Here is a 19,550-nt window from a genome sequence, read left to right as displayed (position 1 = left end):
AACAAGCCATCATAAAGGCTTGTTTTTATTTTTCCCATGAATTTAGTTGAGGTTCATTATTACCCAAATAATTAAATGCTTTTTTAGCAATAATAGGTGCCTTTTCATTTACAACTTTAGTATCATGATCATAAACATCGTTTAAATATCCAACACCAATATTATAAAACTTTTCATTTCTACCGAAACCTTGGTCATTGAACAGACTATCCAGTCCTTTTAAATCATTCTTTCCAGCATTGTAGATGTCTTTAGCAACATTTTTATCATTGCTTAACTTTTTATTACCATATTCGACTAAAAAGTCATCCATATCATGAATAATTGTTGATTCCATATTACGAATTTTTTTCCCAGACATTTTAATCACCTCAATTTCAATTCTAGACCTAATATTGGATTGTTATCAAATTTCTTGCTTTAAATAAAAAAATAAGGATTATACAACATGTACAATCCTTATTTTTTTATTCTTTATTTAATTCAATTTGACCACTAAGACTGAATAATACAGTTAGCAATACTGCCATAAATCCACCAACAACGATTCCATTGTCTAAAACAATTTGTGCTGCTTTTGGGAATGAATTAAATATTTGTGGATAAACAGTTACACCAATGCCTGATCCAACAGATAATGCAACGATTAATAGGTTAGCATTTTTATCAAAGTCAACTTGTTGCAAAATTCTTATTCCTTGCACTCCAACCATACCAAACATTACAATCATAGCACCACCAAGAACTGAACTTGGTACAATTGTTGCAAAAGCACCAACTTTAGGAAGTAATCCTAAGAATAATAGGAAAAATCCAGCATAGTAAATTGGACGTTTAGTTTTAATTCCTGATAGTTGAACTACTCCGACGTTTTCTGAGAAAGTAGAGTATGGGAAAGTGTTGAATACACCACCAAGCATTGCGGCAATACCTTCAGCACGGTAGCCATTTGCTAATTCTTTACTAGTTAATTTTCTACCTGTAAGATCACCTAGTGCCAAGAAAACACCAGTTGATTCAACCATAGTAGTTAATGATACTAAGATCATAGTTAAAATTGCAGACCAACTAAAATGAGGTGTACCAAAATAAAATGGTTGAGGTAGGCGGAACCAACTGGCACTAGAAACTGATGCTAAGGAAATCATTCCCATTGCTCCAGCTAATCCAGTTCCTGCTGCCATTCCAATTAATACAGAAATTGACTTTAAGAAACCCTTACCAAAAATATTAATTAATAAAATGATAATCATAGTTACTAAACCAACAGTTAGATTTTGAGTACTAGCAAATGTTTTGGCACTAGCATCGCCACCACCCAAGTCTTGGACTGCAACTGGCACTAACGAAAATCCAATAATAGTAATTAAAGATCCAGTAACAACCGGTGGGAAAAATTTTCTTAGTTTAGAAAATAATCCGGAAATTAAAAATACGAAAAATCCAGAACAAATAATTGCACCATAAATATAAGTGACTCCTAAAGTCCCACCAATTGTTTCTAACGGGGTAATAACTTGAACCGCACACCCTAAGACAACTGGCAAACCAATTCCTGTAATCGGAGTTTTCTTTAATTGAAGTAATGTTGCAATTCCACACATAAAGATATCAGCAGAAACTAAGTAAGTCATTTGAGCGGCATTAAAATGTAAAAATGCACCAATTAACAATGGAACAATAATATCACCTGAATACATAGCCAACAAATGTTGTAAACCTAAAACAGCAGCTTTCAAGTGTGAAACTTGTTTTAGATTACCTTCATTATTATTCAAAATAATCCTCCTAGTTTTATTAACCTATATGTAAATAACTAAGCAAATAAAAAAATCCTCATGCATAAGCAAAAGGATTCTCATCTTTTTACTTATAGTCTGGAATTTATGGTTCCAGGTAGAAACTTACCAACCATATTTTGGTAATTATATAGGCAATAAAATATATTATATTTGTCATAATATTATATTAAAATATTTGAAAAATCAACCGTATGTCGATGTATAATTGTGATACTTACTAATTAAATGTACAATGTAAACTATTAGTTTATAATCACGAGGAGGCAAATTGTCTTGAAAGAAATCTTAGCAATTCATACTGGTGGAACCATTTCCATGTCACAAGATGATAGCGGGGATGTCATTCAAAATGAAAAAAATCCAATTGCAAATCAACAATCAAACTTATTAGGGAAAAATATAAAAATAGTAAACGAAGAATTATTCAATTTACCTTCGCCACATATTACGCCTAAAGTAATGTTCAAAATTGTGAATCGAATCAAAAAAGCTAAGAAAGAAGGATATTATGGTGTCGTTGTGACTCATGGAACTGATACCCTTGAAGAAACAGCTTACTTTTTAGATTTAACTTTGCCTAATGACATGCCAGTCGTTGTTACTGGTGCTATGCGTTCCTCTAATGAAATTGGAACGGATGGTTTGTATAACTTATTAAACGCTGCTGCCACTGCTGCTAATGAAGATGCTAAAGGCAAGGGTGTGTTGGTTGTTATGAATGATGAAATTCATACTGCCAGATATGTTACCAAAACACATACAACTAATGTAGCAACATTTAGAACACCAACCTTTGGACCAATTGGAATTATTAGTAAACATCATCCAGCATTTTTCCAAGAATTGATTCAAAGTGAAGTTGTTAATATCGATAACGTTTGCGATGGAGTATTTTTAATTAAAGGTTTTGCTGGAATGGATGGAACCTTATTTGATGCTTTAAATAACGATAATACTAAGGGATTAGTGATTGAAGGTTTAGGCGCAGGCAACTTGCCTCCAGAAACATTACCTTCAATTCAAAGATTGTTAGATCGAAATATTCCAATTATTTTAGTTTCTAGATGTATCAATGGTGTAGCTCAAGATATTTATGCCTATGAAGGTGGTGGCATTGAGTTGCAAGATATGGGATTAACTATTTGCCACGGATTAAATGGTCAGAAAGCTAGAATAAAGTTGATAGTTGGCTTAAGTGCTGGAAAATCTGGTAAAGAGTTAGCTCATTTTATGAGTAACGCAATTTCTTAAAATTTGAGGTTTTTAAAATGAATTCGATACTAGAACAAATAAGTAACGCTAGGTTAAATAATTTGTTAGTTAATATTTATTTAACTTCGGGGGATGTTTTTTATACCGGATATATTTATCAGTATAATCAAAATGAAGTGTTAGTTAAGACTTATGAATCAACTGCGATGGCAGATGGCTTTGTATCAATTAAAGTATCAAATATTGAAAGTATTGAATATCAAAGTGAAGATTTGGATCGAATTGAAGAAAAAATGGTAATTGTTGATAATGATCATTTAATTCAATTTTCCCCCAAAGAACCTAATTTTGTCAGCAATATTCATTTGTTTCAACAAATTTTAATTCAAAGTTATTTAGATAAACAAATGATTTTGTTACAAGAAAATGATTCTGAAAAATTCTTCACTGGAATTACTACTAAGATTAACAATGACGGTATTGATTTCTTAGTAATTAATAAGTTTAAGCTAGCAGAAAATTATATTAAACATCTATCTTTTGATAATATTAGATTAATTGAATTTCAAGGACGTGAGTTAGAAACCATGAGTAAGGTTATTAGTAAAATGAACACTCATGACCAAGTTTCACAAACTACCAAATCAATTAATCATATTATTGAATTATTAACACAATCATTTGATAATCAAAGCTTTATTGAGGTCAATGCTAGATATAATGATAGTTACTTTTATGTAGGAAAGGTAATTATGATTAATGATGAGGGAATTATATTACGAGTTGTTGATATGTCAGGCCAGTTTGGTGGTTATGTACTAATGAAAATGATTGCTATTGATAGTGTAACTATCAACACTGATTATTTATCAATTGTGCAATTAATGGTTCAAAATAATATCCAATCATCAATAGTTCAACAACCCGTGTTAAATGCTGATCGCCAATTTGATGCAACTGAAAACAATCTGTCACTGATATTGAATCAGTCAATGAATACTAGAAACTTAATCCGACTACAATTGAAAAATGGTAATGCTTTCTTAGGGTATCCATCTCTTATAGATACCGAATATATTGAGTTTAATCTATTAGACGAAACTAGAACTTTCTTTATTAATGATAAAAAAATTGCGATTAATGATATTGTTGAAATTGGTTTTGACTATATTCAAGCTTATATAGATGAACGTCGTTTAAAATTAAATGGTGATTTATAAAAAAGATACGGTGTCTTTATGACATCGTATCTTTTTTAGTTGTTAATTGTTATCCTAATATTTCTTTAATAATATTAACTTCATCTTGACTAGGTGACTTTTCCATACTTTTAATATTGTGCAATTCTTCTACACTAAAATGTAATTTAAATGCTAACAAAGTATCTGGAATATCATTATCTTTTTGATAATTAATTATTTCTTCGGCAATGTTGTTCATTTTTCTTTCCATTTGAACTCCCCCTGTATAATTAACTTTCAATTTAATTATAACGTAATTATAAAATAGAGCATTAATTTAATCTTTAAAATATAATAATAATTTGAATTATTATTAATATTATTAACATTTTCAAATAGTCTAAATAATTAATTTCAATTTTATTAAAATGAGTTCTTGGATGATTATCTATAAAAACATGTGAATTCATCCCTTCAGCTAACATGTTGGACCAATTTAGTGCTGACATAATACTTTTGAAATATAATGTGGGTGATAATAATGATAGATATACATTCCGCATAGCTGCAGCAATTTTTATTTGTTTTATTTCTTTTTGAATAGTTTTAGTTAAGTTAAATGCACCTAATATGCCATAAGCAAATTTGGCTGGTAGTTTAAAGTTCTGTTCTAATGTGAAAACTAATTCTTCAATAGAAGATGAATTGGTGAAAACACTTCCTAATAGAATATAAGAATAGACACGAGAAACTAAAATAATGCTATAATCTGGATTTCCATTAATATTTTGTGCAAAATAAATACCCAGGGCAGGAATTATAGGAACAATAACAAGATAGATTAAACTCTTTATTTTAATTTTATTGATTATTAAAATTAAAATACTGATGATAATAATCAATGAATTTAGTATCAAGTTGTACGTAAAAGATATTTCAATCGCAATCATTAAGATTGTTATTAATTTTAATGCTGAATTCATTTAACATCCTCCTGATAGATTAAATTTTTATTTCGAAGGGTTAAATGAAAATCAATTAGCGATTGTAATTCAAATAATTGATGACTAATTATAATTTGGGTTTGTCCACGCTTCTTGGCTAGCTTTAAGATACCAATAATTAATTCGATATTCTTTAAATCTATGCCTTTAAAGGGTTCATCTAGTAACAAAACTGATTGGCCCATAATAATCATTACAATTATTTGCAAACGTTTCTTTTGACCATCACTTAGTGAGTAAACAACTTGTTGATATAGCTTATTTAGACCTAATTTGTTAATAAATTGATTAATTTCTGCCTTAGAAAAAATCATGTTTTTAGTTTTCTTTAATGATAAATTGATTTCGTCTTTAACGGTCATTTTAAAGAATTGCCGATCATTTTCTTGAAAAACAATTCCTATTTCTTGATAGTATTTTCTGGATTTTATTTTACCAATATCTTTATTATTCAATATAATTTGACCCTTAAATTGATGCATCTTTATTAAAACGTTCATTAAGGTTGATTTACCGACACCATTTTTCCCAGTTAATAAAGTTGTCTTATTTTTATATAAAGTAGTATTAACATTTTTTAGAATTTCTTTATTGCCATTATTGATTGAAACATTTTTTATTTTTAAAATACTTTCATTATTCTTAGGCAATTTGCATGTTAAATTTATTTTTTGTTCGAATTTATTAATTAATAGCTTGTGTTGATTAATATTTAAAAATTTAAAGCTACTATTTGATTCATCAAATGAAATAATATTATCAACAATATCATTATAATTTGATAGATCATGATCAATAATAATAATGGTTTTTCCTAATTTCTTTAAATTGTTTAGTTGAATAATTAGTTGTTGTCTAGCTTCTTGATCGATACTAGCAAACGGTTCATCTAAAAATATAATATCGGAATCAATTGCGTAAATGATTGCTAAGGCCAATCGTTGCTTTTCACCACCTGATAACTCTTCAATTGGTTGGTGAAGAATTTCGTTTATTTTGCAAAAGTTGGTAGCTCTTTTAATTCTATCGATAATTTCTGAGTGATTTAGTTGCATATTTTCCAGTGTGAAAATAAATTCATCATATCCATTTTTCATGCAAAATTGTTGATTGGGATTTTGAAACATCATCGCCACTTTTGTTCTCATTTGTTGTTCGGTAAAATTATTAATATTAGTTGTATTGATTATAATTTGACCATTAACTGTTCCATTATCATATTTAGGATAAAATCCTGCCATTACTTTTAATAAAGTTGATTTACCACAACCAGAATCTCCATATAATATTGAAAGGGTAGATGATTTAAAACTTAAATTTGTATTTTTAAAAATATAATTTTGACTATTATCATATTTAAAGCTTAAATCGTTTAATTGTAATATTTTCAATATAGTGAATGCTCCTAATTATTTTTAATGACATTACTTTTTTCTAGCATATTAGAGATTAATTTACTTAAAATACCACCAAATACAAATACAGAAAGCAATCTAGTTATAAATAATAAAATTAATAAGTTGAAAGAATAAGCATTATAACCATTTTTAAACCAGTCCCATCCAAATGTGATAATGGTGGTAGTAATAGTAGTACTTATAATTCCAATCCAGTTATAATTTTTATATCCTGTAACTGTAAATCCTAATTCAGAAGCGGTTCCTTGAATAGCACCACTAATTAAAGTGGAAGCTCCCCATTGACCACCAATAAACATTTCTACAACAGAACCCAATATTTCTGATAAAATGGAAGCACCAGGAACTTTAAATATTAATGTAGCCAGTGGGGCTGCCATGATCCATAATCCAATTAATAAGTCATTTGCCATTGGGGCTAATCCCATTGGTGTTAATAAAATAGTTATTGCATTATATAAGAATCCGGTTGCAAAAAATATGATTCCACAAATAATAGAAATCAATGTTAATAAAATAATGTTTCTTAAGTTCCAGTTACTATGCATAAAAAATCTCTCCTTTTGATATTTGGAGCAATAAAAAAGAGCTCCAAAAAAGTTTGGAGCCCTTTAATTGATTTATACTATTAAAAGTAACGATATAAATTAAAAGGTATTGTTTTCCTTCGCAGGGATTATCCTGAATCAGGTACAATGGGTTTTATCTCAGCCAAAAGGCACCCCAAACATTTATGACTAAAATATACAATGAATAAAATTAAAAATCAAGTAATGATGATTATAGAAAGTGAATAATGTATGAAAAATAAAATAATTAGTTTTTCAATTGCTTTTTTATTAGTAATTGTTGGACTTACATTTATTGAAATGAAAAATCCTAATTCGATTGCAAATCAAATAATTAAAAATAATAAAAGCCAAAAGCCACATTCATCAGTTATCCAATTTAAAAATGCCCCAATAACTAACTCTAAAGATTTAAAACTTGTAGGTGAACCTAAATCGATGGTTGCGATAGATGCGGATAAGGGTAAAATACTTTATTCACATAATGCAAAACATCTAGAAGAAATTGCTTCATTATCTAAACTAATGACTTTATATCTAGTGATTAAGAAGGCGCAAAAAGTAAATGGTTGGAATCAAATTGTTAATACATCTGATCCAAGATTAAAAAAAATGGGCGATAGCTATATCCTTGGTGGATTTAAATTTAATGATGGTCACAAATATACGGTAAGAGATTTATATAAAGCTGCTTTAATCAAATCATCAAATAACTCAGCAATTGCCCTAGGTGAATGGGTGGCTGGTACTAATGTGAAATTCATTAAAATGATGAATGAACAAGCTAATGAATGGCATTTAAATTCTCACTTTGTTTCATCCTCAGGGTTGGATAATACCGACTTAAAGCCTTATGGATATCATGATGTAGGGGGATCTAATGCTGTTAATGAGGTTTCAGCAGAAGATATTGGTAAAATTGCAGTTTATATCTTAAAAGAATACCCAGAAATTGTTAATGATTCTAAGCAAACCGAATCTTATGTAAATGATCAAACTCTTTATAATGAAAATGGCTTATTAAAGGGAAAGCCTTTTTATGATCCATCTTTATATGTAGATGGATTAAAAACTGGTTATACTGAAAATGCTGGACTTTGTTTTGTTGGTACTAGTAAAAAAACTGGTAAAGACAGATTAGTAACAGTCACACTTGATGATAATAATGAGTTTTCAAATACTAGTACTTTAATGAAATTTATTTATAAAAATTCTAATTTGTATAAAAAATAATTTATTAATAATGTTAATAAGTGTTTGGTTATTTTAGTTATATAGTGTAAAATGGTTCGTATTGTTGTACTTTTATTTTAATTAATAATAGAAGGGAAAGGTTTATGGAATCGGCCTGGAATATAGTAGGTGTGATTTTTTGGATAGCACTGTTTATTTACGCTATTTTTATAGTTCATAATATTGGTGTTAGAAGAAGTAGAATTATACTTAATAATAATTATTCCTTTTCATGGAATCATTTTATCAAAACAATTTTACAATTGTTAATATTACTTTTAGGTGTAGGTTTTCTTATTTTTCAAACATTTAAATCTAACATTGATGCTAAAGATGTTCTAATCAAAAGAGAATATAATCCATTAATTTTAGATACTAATGGAAAAGAATCTTACTATGTAAGTGTATCCAAACAAAATTCACCTAAATTGAATCAGTCATATTCTTATTTAAGTAGGGATAAACATATTCAAGTTTCTAGTGACAATTCTAGTATTCTTGTTGGTAGCAATAATGTTATTAATATTCCTAGTTTTGTTTTTGATTGGCAAAAACAAAATGTTAATCGACTTGATAAACTTTATCAAAAAGCATGGGTAGTCAAAGTTAAAACTACTTATAAAAATAATTTTATAAATGGAATTGGATTGCATGCTGGTAGACAAGCAAATCAGTATACTTTAATTAGAATTCCAGATAGTTCATTTATTTATAAATCTAATTAAAAAGTCTTAATGAGATATTCTACCTCATTAAGACTTTTTTACATATATTTAGTTACATTATCAATTTTTAAATTTAATATGTTTTTTGAAATTTTTTCAGCTGCTTGTAAAATAGCATCATTAACACCAGGACGAGGAATAGCACTAGTTACGAAGTATAAGCCTTCAGTATTTAGCCCCCAAGTGAAAAGATTTACCTCATTTTTAACTTGATCGGAATCAACTTCAATATCAATTGATGTATTATTTACAATATCTCCATTTGATAATTTAATAGATTGTGGCTTAATCATATGACTATCAAGTAAATTTTTTAATAATGGGTTATCAGTAATATTAATATTAGGAGCGTTAGTCCGAGCTTCAATTAAAGCATCACCCTGGATAATTTGATTGCCATAAAATGCAGAACGAGAGATGAACTTATGATTAGCACCGATTGTTTGCATTTGAGGTGGTAAAATAGTTACAATTTTTGCCCTCATTAAAGCTAATAATTCTTCACTTCTAATAACTGGGGCACCCATAGATAAAAATTTAATATTAGATGAGAATTGCCCTTTATATTTATTTACATACTCATCATTGGACAGTAGATTATTTGCTAATACATACCTAATATTATCTCTTAAATCTCTTAGCATTTCTAAGCCACCAATTATAGGTCCAGTTTTGGAGCCCATTTTGGCATCTTTGATAACCATACTTAACCAATTCATAACATGTGTTTGATAATCTTCTGTATTAGTCACTTTAATTCCAGCAACTGGATTTAAAATTAAATCCCAGTTAAATATATCGTTATTTTTAATTTTATAATCTTCAATTAACTTTTTATGGTCATTAATTTTTAAAAAGTCTGATTGAAATTCTTTTAAATCAATATTTTTATAATTCTTTTGAATTAATAAAGTATAATAACGGTATTCAACATCTAGTCTTAGTAGTTTTTGAAAATCATCAAATGATAGTTTGCCATTTTTTATATATTTTTCAATATTTTCTTTTGTTAGAAAATAAGCAGGATAGTTTTCGTTATAATTTTTTTGGCTAATTGCTTTTGGATAATATGGAATCCCACGTCTAGATCCAGCCACGATGGTAGGTTCTTTGCCTGCTGGATGATAAGTAAGTGTTCCATCATCATTTGTAGTAAAATTACCACCACGTTCTTTAGTTAATCGACTTAAGTAATCGTTGAAGCTTAAGCCCATCCCTCTAACGATGACAGTATCATTTGACTTAATAGTTGATAGATTAATTTCATCAGCGTAATCTGGCTTAACATAAGTTAAATTATTTTCTTTTCCATATTTTTTGAATGATTCTTCGGTTGTCGATAGACTGTTATCTTGCTGACCTAGACTAAAGACAACTTTGTCAACGTAATAATTTTGTTTTGCTTGTATTATAAATTTTTCTTCTTCTTTTTTAATATCGCTAACGACTTGATTAAGATGTAAAGATAATTCAATATTGTTATTATTATTGATTATATCAATCATTTTTTTAAAAAAATATTTACAATAAACGCCACAAATAGCTCGAGGAACATAACTATTGTATTTTAATTTATCCAAAGCTTTTAACAAATTATTTTTGTTAGGGTATTTTTTCTCGTTTAGGTTACTAATAAATTGTTGAGCTTGCTTTGACTCTATCCATTCAGCAATTGAATATGCGCCTTTTTGATCATCATTAAATAAAGTTAATTCATTAGCGGGAGTATTCATAATTAAGTCGATTGGTTGATTAATTTTCCAAACTCGGCCGCCAATATCTTTAGTATCAAATAAGTGCAAACTAAGTTGTTGATTTTTATTTACATTATTTATTAAATTGTTCAAGATTAGTAGTCCTCTGGGACCAGCACCAATAATTCCAATATTCATATTTTGAACGCTCCTTTATTATATTGATAATACTAACATGAATAAATTAAAAATTTGAATTTTTACACCGAAAAGATTATCTATATATATGATAAAATTATTCATAAGGATGGTGTTAAAGATGAGTGAAGAAATTCCAGAAAATATGGATGAAGTTAAATTAAAGATGGCACGACTACAAATTGACGGTCATGAAAATATTAATGAAGATGAAATCATTCAAAAAGCAATTAATGACTTGTTTCAAGATTATTTAGATGAAGCAGAAGAAGGACACTATGATACTGGAAAATTAGATAAAAATAAAATTGTTATTACTGGTGTTACTGGTAATATAGTTGCTACCTTAGAATCTGAAGGCAATGATTTTATTGAGGATTTTAAAAAAGATGCTTTGTCTTTATGTTTTCGACTAGAAAACGAAGCTGTCAAAGTTGCCAAAATGTAATTACAACAAAGACTGACCCTAAATGGGTAGTCTTTTTTATTTTAAATATTACCCCTTGAAAATAAAAAATAATCGCTTATAATAATTGTTAGTTAGCTAACTAATTTTATAGGGGTGATTTATTTGAAAGAGAATGTTGGTCGTTTAGTAAAAATAGCATCCATTCAGTTTGCACGACATTTTGATAATATGGCTAAAGAATATGGTTTAACTAGTACACAAATGTCGATCATTGATTTTGTTATGCGTAAACCAAATGAAGAAATTTTTCAAAAAGATATCGAAGAGGAATTTTATATTCAACGTTCAACGGCATCAATTTTATTAAAAAGGATGGAAGATAAAGAACTTGTCCGAAGAATTCCGTCGACGCTAGATGCTAGGAAAAAACAAGTCATTCTTACTGATAAATCATTTAAATTACAGTCTAAAATTAATGATTTTATGAATGAAAATCAAGAATTATTAGATGAAAAATTCTCTGAAAAAGATTTAGATAAGCTAAACGAAGGTTTGAAAAAAATAATTTATATTATGGGGGATAGAAAGCATGAATGAAAAGATTTCTTTAAAAACATTATTATCTGTAATTGCTGCTGGAATTATGTCCTTTAGTGGAGTAATTATTGAAACTTCAATGAACATAACATTTCCAACATTAATGAAAGATTTTAATATTGATACAAGTACCGTTCAATGGATGACAACTATTTACTTATTAGTCGTTTCAATTGTTGTACCGTTATCAGCTATTTTAAAACGTAATTTTAAGACTAAGTCATTATTTATAACTGCGAATATTTTATTTATTGCAGGAGTTTTAATTGATTTATTTGCACCCACTTTTTCTTTGTTATTAATTGGTAGAATGGTACAAGGATTAGGAACAGGTATTGCTTTACCACTAATGTTCAATATTATATTAGAACAAGTTCCAAGGAAGAAAATCGGTTTAATGATGGGAGTGGGTAATTTAATTACTGCAATTGCTCCTGCTGTCGGTCCTACTTTTGGTGGAATTGTAGTTTCATCGATTGGGTGGAGATACATTTTCTTAATTTTATTACCAATTCTAGTTATTTCATTAATACTAGGTATGTTCGCAATTAAAAACAATGAAGTTAGTGAACGGACTAAACTAGATTTCATGAGTCTGATCTTGATTGTTATTACTTTTGCCGGTTTAGTTTATGGATTCAGTAGTATGGGTAGTGGAAACGTATTTAGTTTAAATGTTTTACTTCCAATTATTATTGGAATCATTGCTCTAATTATCTTGTATAGACGTTCAGTAACAATTGATAATCCCATTATTAATTTATCTATTTTAAGAAATAGTAAATTTTCAGGACATGTTGTTGCCTTCTTTATTTTGCAATTTATCACATTAGGAATGTCATTTATTCTTCCAAATTACGTTCAAATTGTAAATAATCAATCAGCCTTTATTGCTGGATTAATTGTTTTACCAGGTGCTGCATTAGGAGCTGTTTTTGCACCATTAGCTGGTAAAATTATGGATAAACTAGGTGCGTATAAGCCAATATTATCAGGAATGTTAGCTGGACTTATTGGTTTATTACTATTTGTCATTTTTGGTACACATTTATCAAATTGGATGATCTTAATGTTCTACTTAGTTTATATGCTATGTTTAGGTTTGTCCTTTGGTAATATTATGACTAGTGGATTAAGTAATCTAAATTCAAATGATAGTTCTGATGGGAATGCTATTTTTAATACAATTCAACAAATTTCAGGAGCAATTAGTACTTCAGTTATTTCTGCAATTGTTGCTATCAGTCAAACAAACCCTGCATATAGTAAGAGTTTAGGAACAGCAATTGGATCTGAACATGGATTTATTTTATTAATTGTATTGCTATTAATAGCATCATTTATACTAAACAAGGTTGTTAAAAAGGGTAAATAAATATTTTATCCTAATTAAAAAAGTATCTATCATTTTTAATCGATAGATACTTTTTTATTATTCTATATCTTTAGGATTTAAAATATCTGCTTCACATTTTTTATTAAAATAATATTTTATTTAATAAATTTTAATGTATAGAATCCCTGACTATCAGCACTCACTGTGTAAGTCTTATAACCATTATTTAGCCATTGACTTTGAGTCGTTTTAGCATAACTCTGTGCATCAGCCACCGAGCTAAAAGTATGTGGTTCAGCAAACATATCATCACTGCTACTAGATTTGTTGTTTGATTCCTTTTTATTAGTATCATTTTGGACTGAATTGTTTTGGCTTTTGTTTTCAGTTTCATTACTATCTTTAGATACATCAGATTTATTTTTTTGCTGTTTGTTAGAATTATCGTTAGCATTGCTATTTTTATTTTCGTCGGTTTCTTTAGAAGTTTTATTACTAGTAGATAATTCTGTTTTAGTACTATTGTCAGAAGTAAAATAAGTGATTGCTTTCACTCCGCCAATAATTAAAGCAGCAATTACAACAATGAAAATAATGATAGGCCATATTTTAAAGTTAGAAGCTTGGTTAGTTCTGGTATTATATTGCTTTTCATTAAAATCATATTTTTTTATACGATTATTGTCATCGTCGTTATTCATATATATATGTTCCCCTCCATTTCAAGGAAAAATAAAAGTAGACATACTATATTATAACAAACATTTCTATATTTATTAATTTTAAATCAATTTGCTTATTATTGAATATCGTTAAAAAAGGTTAATAATTTTTCTTTAGTTAAGTTTTTCTTTTCTTCACCAGAGATATCATAAGAAACTTTACCTTGATGGAGAACTAAAAGACGATTTCCATAGTTAATAGCATCGTCTAAATGATGTGTAATCATTAAACAAGTCAACTTTTCTTGATGAATAGTATTATCTGTGATGTCCATTAATTGTTGTGAAGTTTTGGGGTCCAAAGCAGCTGTATGTTCATCTAAAAGTAAAATGCCAGGCTTATTAATGGTTGCCATTAAAAAACTTAGTGTTTGTCTTTGACCACCAGATAAATTACCGGTTGCTGTGGTTAAACGTTTATCTAAATTATTGTTCATTTTTTTAGTAAGCTTTTTAAACTTATTCATCTGGCTCTTTAAGTTACGAGGGACTAATGAATGTTTTTTACCTCTTTTTTCAGCAAGAAGCAAGTTTTCAGCAACTGTCATTCGCGGAGCAGTTCCCATTTTAGGATCTTGGAAAACACGACTTAAGAATGCAGTTCTTTTAACAACTGAAGTCTTAGTGATATCTTTATTATTATAAATTACTTGGCCAGAGTTTGGTTTTAAATTTCCACCAATCGTATTAAAAAGGGTAGATTTACCTGCTCCATTTGATCCTAATATTGTTATGAAATCACCAGGATAAATATCTAAATTAATATGATCTAAAATGTTTAATTCCTCAGCGGAACCTTCATTTACGGTTTTAACGATATTTTTCAATTGAAAGATTGGTTTAGTCATGATTCTTTAACCCCCGTTTCAATACATGTTTTAAGTGAAATTTCTTTTCTAAAGCTGGCACTCCCATGAAAATAGCTAGTAATACTGATGAAATAAGGTTTAGATCGGTTGCATTGAATCCTAGTTGTAATACCAATAATAAAACTAAACGATAAATGATACTGCCAATAGTAACGGCGATTAGTCTTTGCACCATTGTTAAATCACCAAATACGACTTCACCAATAATGATGGATGCAAGTGCAACAACAATGATTCCAATTCCCATATTAACATCTGAGTAGCCATTGTTTTGTGCAACAAGGGCACCACCTAAAGCAATTAAACCATTTGATACACTAACACCCATTATTTTCATATTATCAGTATTAATGCCTAAAGATTCAGCCATGTTTTCATTATCACCAGTAGCGATAAATGCTTGACCTAAATCAGTTTGTAAGAAATATACCAATACAATTGTTACGATTACAATAATAATAAGTCCTAAAGCAACACTATCAAAATATGGTGGTAGTGATTGAAAAAAATGGCCATTTAATAATGTTGGTAAACCTAATAAAGATTGGTTGGGTTTACCCATGATTCTCAAATCAATGGAATATGATGCTGTCATAACCAAAATCCCAGCTAATAATACTGGAATTTTAGCTTTTGTGTATAACAATCCGGTTACTAAACCAGCGAGGCATCCCACTAAAAAGGCCATAATCGTTGCGATTATTGGTGAATATCCATGAGCAATTGCTGTAACTGCGGTTGCAGCTCCCATAGGAAAAGTACCTTCGACTGTCATATCTGGGAAATCTAAAATTCTAAAGGTTAGGTATAGTCCAACTCCTATTACTGCCCATAATAGGCCTTGGCCAATTGCAGAAATTATTAAACTCATTTATAAATCACTCCTTGTCTTTCAGCTTTTTGAATTAATGGTTGAGGAATATGAATGCCTAATTTTCTAGCCTGGTTGAGGTTAAGTGCTAAATCACCATGTTTTAAAGTTTGAATTGGCATTTCTGATGCATTTTCGCCATGTATTATTTTTGCAGTAACTTTACCGGTTTCCACACCTAATTTAAATTGATTTAAGCCATAGGTTGCAATTCCGCCATTTTTAACGACATTTGATGCTGTAGGGAAAATAGGGACGTTACGTTTATTGGCCACTGCGACTAATGTTTGGATTGCTGATGCTACAGTATTATCATTTGGTACATAGACTGCATCAACATTTTGGACCATTTGAGTAGCAACTTGATTTAAATCATTTGTATTAGCAATTGAGTATCCTTTAACTTTAATTCCTTCTTGTTTACATATTTCCGTAAATTTTTTGTATTGGCTAGTAGCTGAATCATCACTAGAAGTATAAATAACGCCCAAAGTTTTCATATTTGGCATAATTTGTTTTATTAGATCTAGTTGTTGCTTCATTGGTGGAAGATCTGAAACTCCGGTGGTGTTTCGACCTGGTTTTTGATTTGAATTTACTAGTCCAGCTGACTTAGGATCTGTAATGGCACCTAAAACTAAAGGTCTATTTTTTACTGTATTTGCTAAAACTTGAGCAGAAGGGGTAGCAATACCAATTGATAAGTCGACATTTTCATTTGCAAACTTCGTACTCATTGTTTTTAGATTACTTTGATCGTTTTCGGCATTTTGAAAATCAATCTTAATATTTTTACCAGGTTGAAATCCGGATTCTTTTAATCCTTGTATAATTCCATGATGGATGGCATCCAAAGCGGGATGCTCTGTTAGTTGTAAAATCCCAATTTGTGGGATATGATCACGACTTATTTTTACAGGTTGTTTCTCTTTATAATAACCAAACGCTAAAATTAGAAATAATACAATAATTACTGAATATAAACGTTTCATTTATGTAGCACTCCTTTATTTGATGTTCTTAATAAAATATTCCAATAAAAAAGCGGATAACCCAAACATCCCAGGTTTATCCGCTTAAAATACATATATAGCATACCTGTGGTGTTTGAATTTCATCCGCACAAGCTTTTATTGATTCGTGAGAAAGAAGCTGGTACAGATGCGCTTAATTAATAGGAACATCTAATTAAATCGCATCTGTATTTTATAATGCGATTTATTAACACCAGCTTTGCCAAGTAGAAACTATTGATAAGTTGTTTAAAATATTTTCCATTGGATCTTTCCCCTTTCATTTATTAAGTTTAATTTTAAATTTATCCTATATAAAAGTCAAGCATAACAAAAAAGAGTGAACATTAAGTTCACTCTTTTATAAATTTATTTTATTTGTCTTTTTTATTTTCGTCTTCAAAATCTTCTAGATTAATTTCATCATTTACTTCTTTGGCATTTCTTAAATCTTTGGTTACCATTGCACTTGAAATCCCCCATCTGTAGAAGGCAAGTGAAGCAATAATGATAACTAAGAAATCATATGGATAATGAATCCAGTTTTGACCACCGAATGGTGTTGAACCCATGTATGAAATAATTGAAATGAAAATTAAGTAACCAATCATCCAGAAACTACCTGTAAATTGATCCTTAGTTTTCTTCCAACCAGTTTTCCATTCGAAATAGAAGTAGAATGGTAAACCTAGTAAGATAACAAGAATAACTTTAACAGTTGTTGGCCACATTGCCCAGTAAGTTGCTAAGCTAGCAAGAACAAATGCAAGTGGAGCCATAACTTTTAATAGTTTCAAACGAATAGGACGTTTGAAGTTTGGAGCAATTCTTCTTAGTGCAGTTACTGTAACAGGACCAGTTAAGTATGCAATTAGAGTAGAAGTAGAAATAACACTAGCAAGTGTTCCCCAACTTCTGAACAATGCTACTAGTAACACACTAATAATTAAGTTAACTATCATGGCAATTCTTGGAACACCCCAACGTTCATTCATTTTACCAATGAATTTAGGCATGTGTTCGTTTTGTACCATGGCTGCTAATGTACGACCAGTTTGGGCAACGAATGAAACACCGGTACCAAATGGTGATATAAAAGCATCTAAGTATAATAGTACAGCTAACCAATGAATACCCAACAAGATTGCTAAATCAGCAAATGGTGATTGGAAATCAACACCGTGCCAACCGTTAACTAAATCTTGAGGTACGATTGTACCGATAAATGTGAATTGTAGTAATACATAAATAACGATACTAATTGCTAAGGAAATAGTAATTCCTAAAGCGATGTTTCTCTTAGGATTTTTAATTTCTTTACCCATGTTAATAACAACTTGGAATGCATTGTATGAGAAAATAATACCTGAAGCTGTTGTTGCTGAGAAAATAGCAGCACTACCATAAGGCATGAATCCTTGAGAAGTGAAGTTTCCAGAGTGGAAACCAGACATTAATAACATAATAATTGTTAGTAATGGAATTCCCAATTTAAAAATTGAGATAAAACTAGTGAATCGAGCTAATAAATTAACAGACCAATAGTTCAATAATGTAAAGACTAATATGAAAAGAAAAACGACAAATAAACCGGTATTGGATATTTCACCATTTACCAAGAATCCATGTGTCCAGTGTGCCCATTTCCATGGCCAAGAACCCATGTATTGAACCGCAGCAACGGCTTCAATTGGAATCAATGTAACTAATGATACCCAATTAGCCCAAGCCGCGATGAAACCTAGTAAAGAACCGTGGGTGTATTGAGCGTATTTACTCATTCCACCACTTTCTGGGAACATAGAACCAAGTTCAACATAGTTGAATGCGATAGCACCAATAACAATAGCACCAACGATCCAAGATATAATAGCAGCTGGTCCAGCAACCTTGGAAGCTTCCCAAGATCCGAATAACCAACCTGAACCAATAATGGAACTAAGTCCCAACATTACAATCTGAAATAAACCTATCTTTCCTGAATTATTATTTTTTTTCATAATACTCCTTTCATGGTCTCCAAGTATATTACCAAAAATATTTATCAGTGTAAAATGATAAAAGACCAGTGTGATAAGCTTTTATGCTTCCATCTACTATAATAATAGTATTTCTAAGCATTTACAAATAATTAAAACCGTAATAAAAATTATTAAAATTTTGTAATGTTTTTAATCTTTATATTCGCAAATTTCAATAACATTTTGTTCAGGATCATTAACATATATTGAGTTCATTTCACCATTAGCACCACTAACTTTTTTTGGACCATCGATAATTTCTACTCCATAATTAGCTAAATGCGAAGTTATATCTGACAAAGAGTCCTTAGCAATAATGCAAAATTTGCTGGATCCTGCACTAGGATTTTTAGGGTTGTTATTGTCACTACTAATAATAGTTAAGAAAATTAATTTTTGCTTGCCCAATTGAAATTCTAGTTTAGATTCATCAAACGTTAAGATAGGTAAATCAAAGACCTCATGATAGAATCTCATCGTTTTTTCTAAATCTCGTACAAAAATTGTAATATGATCAATATCTTTTACTTTCATTATTTATAGTCCTTTCTAAATGATTAATATTTAAGCTTAACTCTAATATTATAAACAAAATTTTATTAAAATGAAATTGACTAAATGTTTTTTAGTGTGGTATTTTTAAGAGTATGTATATAAGTACGACTTTTTAATGATT

Annotated in this window: 20 protein-coding genes and 2 riboswitches; of the genes, 7 read left to right on the top strand and 13 right to left on the bottom strand. The window is 29.5% G+C overall.

All coding sequences use genetic code 11. The features are described 5' to 3' along the window. Positions 1–25: 25 nt before the first annotated feature. Positions 26–361, bottom strand: coding sequence for a hypothetical protein (locus MOO46_RS03960; RefSeq protein ID WP_249510404.1), 336 nt, complete (start codon positions 359–361; stop codon positions 26–28). A gap of 106 nt (positions 362–467) precedes the next feature. Next, on the bottom strand, positions 468–1,781 hold the full coding sequence (locus MOO46_RS03955) for a nucleobase:cation symporter-2 family protein (RefSeq protein ID WP_260525481.1): 1,314 nt from the start codon (positions 1,779–1,781) through the stop codon (positions 468–470). Between the two features lie 72 nt (positions 1,782–1,853). Beyond that, positions 1,854–1,953, bottom strand: a riboswitch (purine riboswitch). A 122-nt stretch (positions 1,954–2,075) separates the two neighbouring features. On the opposite strand from MOO46_RS03955, the gene MOO46_RS03950 reads away from it, so the two are divergent. After that, the gene (locus tag MOO46_RS03950; RefSeq protein WP_249510403.1) at positions 2,076–3,053 is read left to right on the top strand and encodes an asparaginase; all 978 of its coding nucleotides are present in this window, start codon (positions 2,076–2,078) and stop codon (positions 3,051–3,053) included. 17 nt (positions 3,054–3,070) lie between these two features. After that, positions 3,071–4,234, top strand: a complete 1,164-nt coding sequence (locus MOO46_RS03945; RefSeq protein WP_249510402.1) for a hypothetical protein — start codon at positions 3,071–3,073, stop codon at positions 4,232–4,234. Positions 4,235–4,283: 49 nt separating this feature from the next. Here MOO46_RS03945 and MOO46_RS03940 read toward each other — a convergent pair whose 3' ends face one another. The 4 genes from MOO46_RS03940 to MOO46_RS03925 all read right to left on the bottom strand — a co-directional run bounded on the left by MOO46_RS03940 (position 4,284) and on the right by MOO46_RS03925 (position 7,165). Then, positions 4,284–4,466: an LBP_cg2779 family protein gene (locus MOO46_RS03940; protein ID WP_249510401.1), complete on the bottom strand. Its 183-nt coding sequence runs from the start codon at positions 4,464–4,466 to the stop codon at positions 4,284–4,286. A gap of 73 nt (positions 4,467–4,539) precedes the next feature. Next, positions 4,540–5,178 carry an energy-coupling factor transporter transmembrane component T gene (locus MOO46_RS03935; RefSeq protein WP_249510400.1) on the bottom strand — a complete coding sequence of 213 codons (639 nt, stop codon included), beginning with the start codon at positions 5,176–5,178 and terminating at the stop codon, positions 4,540–4,542. Then, complete coding sequence (locus MOO46_RS03930; protein WP_249510399.1) at positions 5,175–6,590, bottom strand: ATP-binding cassette domain-containing protein; 1,416 nt, start codon at positions 6,588–6,590, stop codon at positions 5,175–5,177. Before MOO46_RS03930 ends, MOO46_RS03935 begins: the two co-directional genes overlap by 4 nt. A 14-nt stretch (positions 6,591–6,604) precedes the next feature. Continuing rightward, positions 6,605–7,165 (bottom strand): ECF transporter S component, encoded by a 561-nt coding sequence (locus tag MOO46_RS03925; protein WP_249510398.1) that lies wholly within the window; start codon positions 7,163–7,165, stop codon positions 6,605–6,607. Positions 7,166–7,262: 97 nt separating this feature from the next. Further along, a riboswitch (TPP riboswitch) is annotated at positions 7,263–7,353 on the bottom strand. Between the two features lie 64 nt (positions 7,354–7,417). On the opposite strand from MOO46_RS03925, the gene MOO46_RS03920 reads away from it, so the two are divergent. Beyond that, on the top strand, positions 7,418–8,419 hold the full coding sequence (locus tag MOO46_RS03920; protein ID WP_249510397.1) for a D-alanyl-D-alanine carboxypeptidase family protein: 1,002 nt from the start codon (positions 7,418–7,420) through the stop codon (positions 8,417–8,419). 104 nt (positions 8,420–8,523) lie between these two features. Beyond that, positions 8,524–9,144, top strand: coding sequence for an LVIS_2131 family protein (locus MOO46_RS03915; protein WP_249510396.1), 621 nt, complete (start codon positions 8,524–8,526; stop codon positions 9,142–9,144). A 38-nt stretch (positions 9,145–9,182) separates the two neighbouring features. Here MOO46_RS03915 and MOO46_RS03910 read toward each other — a convergent pair whose 3' ends face one another. Then, positions 9,183–11,036, bottom strand: a complete 1,854-nt coding sequence (locus MOO46_RS03910; protein WP_249510395.1) for an FAD/NAD(P)-binding protein — start codon at positions 11,034–11,036, stop codon at positions 9,183–9,185. 121 nt (positions 11,037–11,157) lie between these two features. On the opposite strand from MOO46_RS03910, the gene MOO46_RS03905 reads away from it, so the two are divergent. The 3 genes from MOO46_RS03905 (at position 11,158) to MOO46_RS03895 (ending at position 13,417) form a co-directional block, all read left to right on the top strand. Then, a complete protein-coding gene (locus MOO46_RS03905) occupies positions 11,158–11,484 on the top strand; it encodes a hypothetical protein (RefSeq protein WP_249510394.1) in 327 nt (108 codons plus the stop codon). Between the two features lie 123 nt (positions 11,485–11,607). Beyond that, positions 11,608–12,042 carry a MarR family winged helix-turn-helix transcriptional regulator gene (locus tag MOO46_RS03900; protein ID WP_249510393.1) on the top strand — a complete coding sequence of 145 codons (435 nt, stop codon included), beginning with the start codon at positions 11,608–11,610 and terminating at the stop codon, positions 12,040–12,042. Next, on the top strand, positions 12,035–13,417 hold the full coding sequence (locus MOO46_RS03895; RefSeq protein ID WP_249510392.1) for a DHA2 family efflux MFS transporter permease subunit: 1,383 nt from the start codon (positions 12,035–12,037) through the stop codon (positions 13,415–13,417). Before MOO46_RS03900 ends, MOO46_RS03895 begins: the two co-directional genes overlap by 8 nt. A gap of 116 nt (positions 13,418–13,533) precedes the next feature. Here MOO46_RS03895 and MOO46_RS03890 read toward each other — a convergent pair whose 3' ends face one another. From MOO46_RS03890 to MOO46_RS03865, 6 genes are all read right to left on the bottom strand, one after another. Next, positions 13,534–14,079, bottom strand: coding sequence for a hypothetical protein (locus tag MOO46_RS03890; protein ID WP_249510391.1), 546 nt, complete (start codon positions 14,077–14,079; stop codon positions 13,534–13,536). 98 nt (positions 14,080–14,177) lie between these two features. Further along, on the bottom strand, positions 14,178–14,948 hold the full coding sequence (locus tag MOO46_RS03885) for an ABC transporter ATP-binding protein (protein ID WP_249510390.1): 771 nt from the start codon (positions 14,946–14,948) through the stop codon (positions 14,178–14,180). Further along, on the bottom strand, positions 14,941–15,840 hold the full coding sequence (locus tag MOO46_RS03880; protein ID WP_249510389.1) for an ABC transporter permease: 900 nt from the start codon (positions 15,838–15,840) through the stop codon (positions 14,941–14,943). The genes MOO46_RS03885 and MOO46_RS03880 overlap by 8 nt, the downstream gene beginning before the upstream one ends. Further along, entirely contained in the window at positions 15,837–16,832 is a 996-nt protein-coding gene (gene trpX, locus MOO46_RS03875; RefSeq protein ID WP_249510388.1) for a tryptophan ABC transporter substrate-binding protein, read from the bottom strand. The genes MOO46_RS03880 and trpX overlap by 4 nt, the downstream gene beginning before the upstream one ends. A gap of 395 nt (positions 16,833–17,227) precedes the next feature. Then, positions 17,228–18,853: an APC family permease gene (locus MOO46_RS03870; RefSeq protein WP_249510387.1), complete on the bottom strand. Its 1,626-nt coding sequence runs from the start codon at positions 18,851–18,853 to the stop codon at positions 17,228–17,230. A 171-nt stretch (positions 18,854–19,024) separates the two neighbouring features. Next, positions 19,025–19,408, bottom strand: a complete 384-nt coding sequence (locus MOO46_RS03865; RefSeq protein ID WP_249510386.1) for a VOC family protein — start codon at positions 19,406–19,408, stop codon at positions 19,025–19,027. Between the last annotated feature and the right edge of the window lie 142 nt (positions 19,409–19,550).

The organism is Apilactobacillus apisilvae (assembly GCF_023380225.1).
GTDB lineage: Bacteria > Bacillota > Bacilli > Lactobacillales > Lactobacillaceae > Apilactobacillus > Apilactobacillus apisilvae.
The sequence above is the reverse complement of the archived record's forward strand: the minus strand, read 5'-3'. Positions and strand labels throughout refer to the sequence as shown.

Bases quoted from the DNA above. Each gene is read 5' to 3' on its own strand.
- MOO46_RS03960 (WP_249510404.1), bottom strand. From the start codon at position 361: ATGTCTGGGAAAAAAATTCGTAATATGGAATCAACAATTATTCATGAT.
- MOO46_RS03945 (WP_249510402.1), top strand. From the start codon at position 3,071: ATGAATTCGATACTAGAACAAATAAGTAACGCTAGGTTAAATAATTTG.
- MOO46_RS03940 (WP_249510401.1), bottom strand. From the start codon at position 4,466: ATGGAAAGAAAAATGAACAACATTGCCGAAGAAATAATTAATTATCAA.
- MOO46_RS03935 (WP_249510400.1), bottom strand. From the start codon at position 5,178: ATGAATTCAGCATTAAAATTAATAACAATCTTAATGATTGCGATTGAA.
- MOO46_RS03925 (WP_249510398.1), bottom strand. From the start codon at position 7,165: ATGCATAGTAACTGGAACTTAAGAAACATTATTTTATTAACATTGATT.
- MOO46_RS03920 (WP_249510397.1), top strand. From the start codon at position 7,418: ATGAAAAATAAAATAATTAGTTTTTCAATTGCTTTTTTATTAGTAATT.
- MOO46_RS03915 (WP_249510396.1), top strand. From the start codon at position 8,524: ATGGAATCGGCCTGGAATATAGTAGGTGTGATTTTTTGGATAGCACTG.
- MOO46_RS03910 (WP_249510395.1), bottom strand. From the start codon at position 11,036: ATGAATATTGGAATTATTGGTGCTGGTCCCAGAGGACTACTAATCTTG.
- MOO46_RS03905 (WP_249510394.1), top strand. From the start codon at position 11,158: ATGAGTGAAGAAATTCCAGAAAATATGGATGAAGTTAAATTAAAGATG.
- MOO46_RS03895 (WP_249510392.1), top strand. From the start codon at position 12,035: ATGAATGAAAAGATTTCTTTAAAAACATTATTATCTGTAATTGCTGCT.
- MOO46_RS03890 (WP_249510391.1), bottom strand. From the start codon at position 14,079: ATGAATAACGACGATGACAATAATCGTATAAAAAAATATGATTTTAAT.
- MOO46_RS03885 (WP_249510390.1), bottom strand. From the start codon at position 14,948: ATGACTAAACCAATCTTTCAATTGAAAAATATCGTTAAAACCGTAAAT.
- MOO46_RS03880 (WP_249510389.1), bottom strand. From the start codon at position 15,840: ATGAGTTTAATAATTTCTGCAATTGGCCAAGGCCTATTATGGGCAGTA.
- trpX (WP_249510388.1), bottom strand. From the start codon at position 16,832: ATGAAACGTTTATATTCAGTAATTATTGTATTATTTCTAATTTTAGCG.
- MOO46_RS03870 (WP_249510387.1), bottom strand. From the start codon at position 18,853: ATGAAAAAAAATAATAATTCAGGAAAGATAGGTTTATTTCAGATTGTA.
- MOO46_RS03865 (WP_249510386.1), bottom strand. From the start codon at position 19,408: ATGAAAGTAAAAGATATTGATCATATTACAATTTTTGTACGAGATTTA.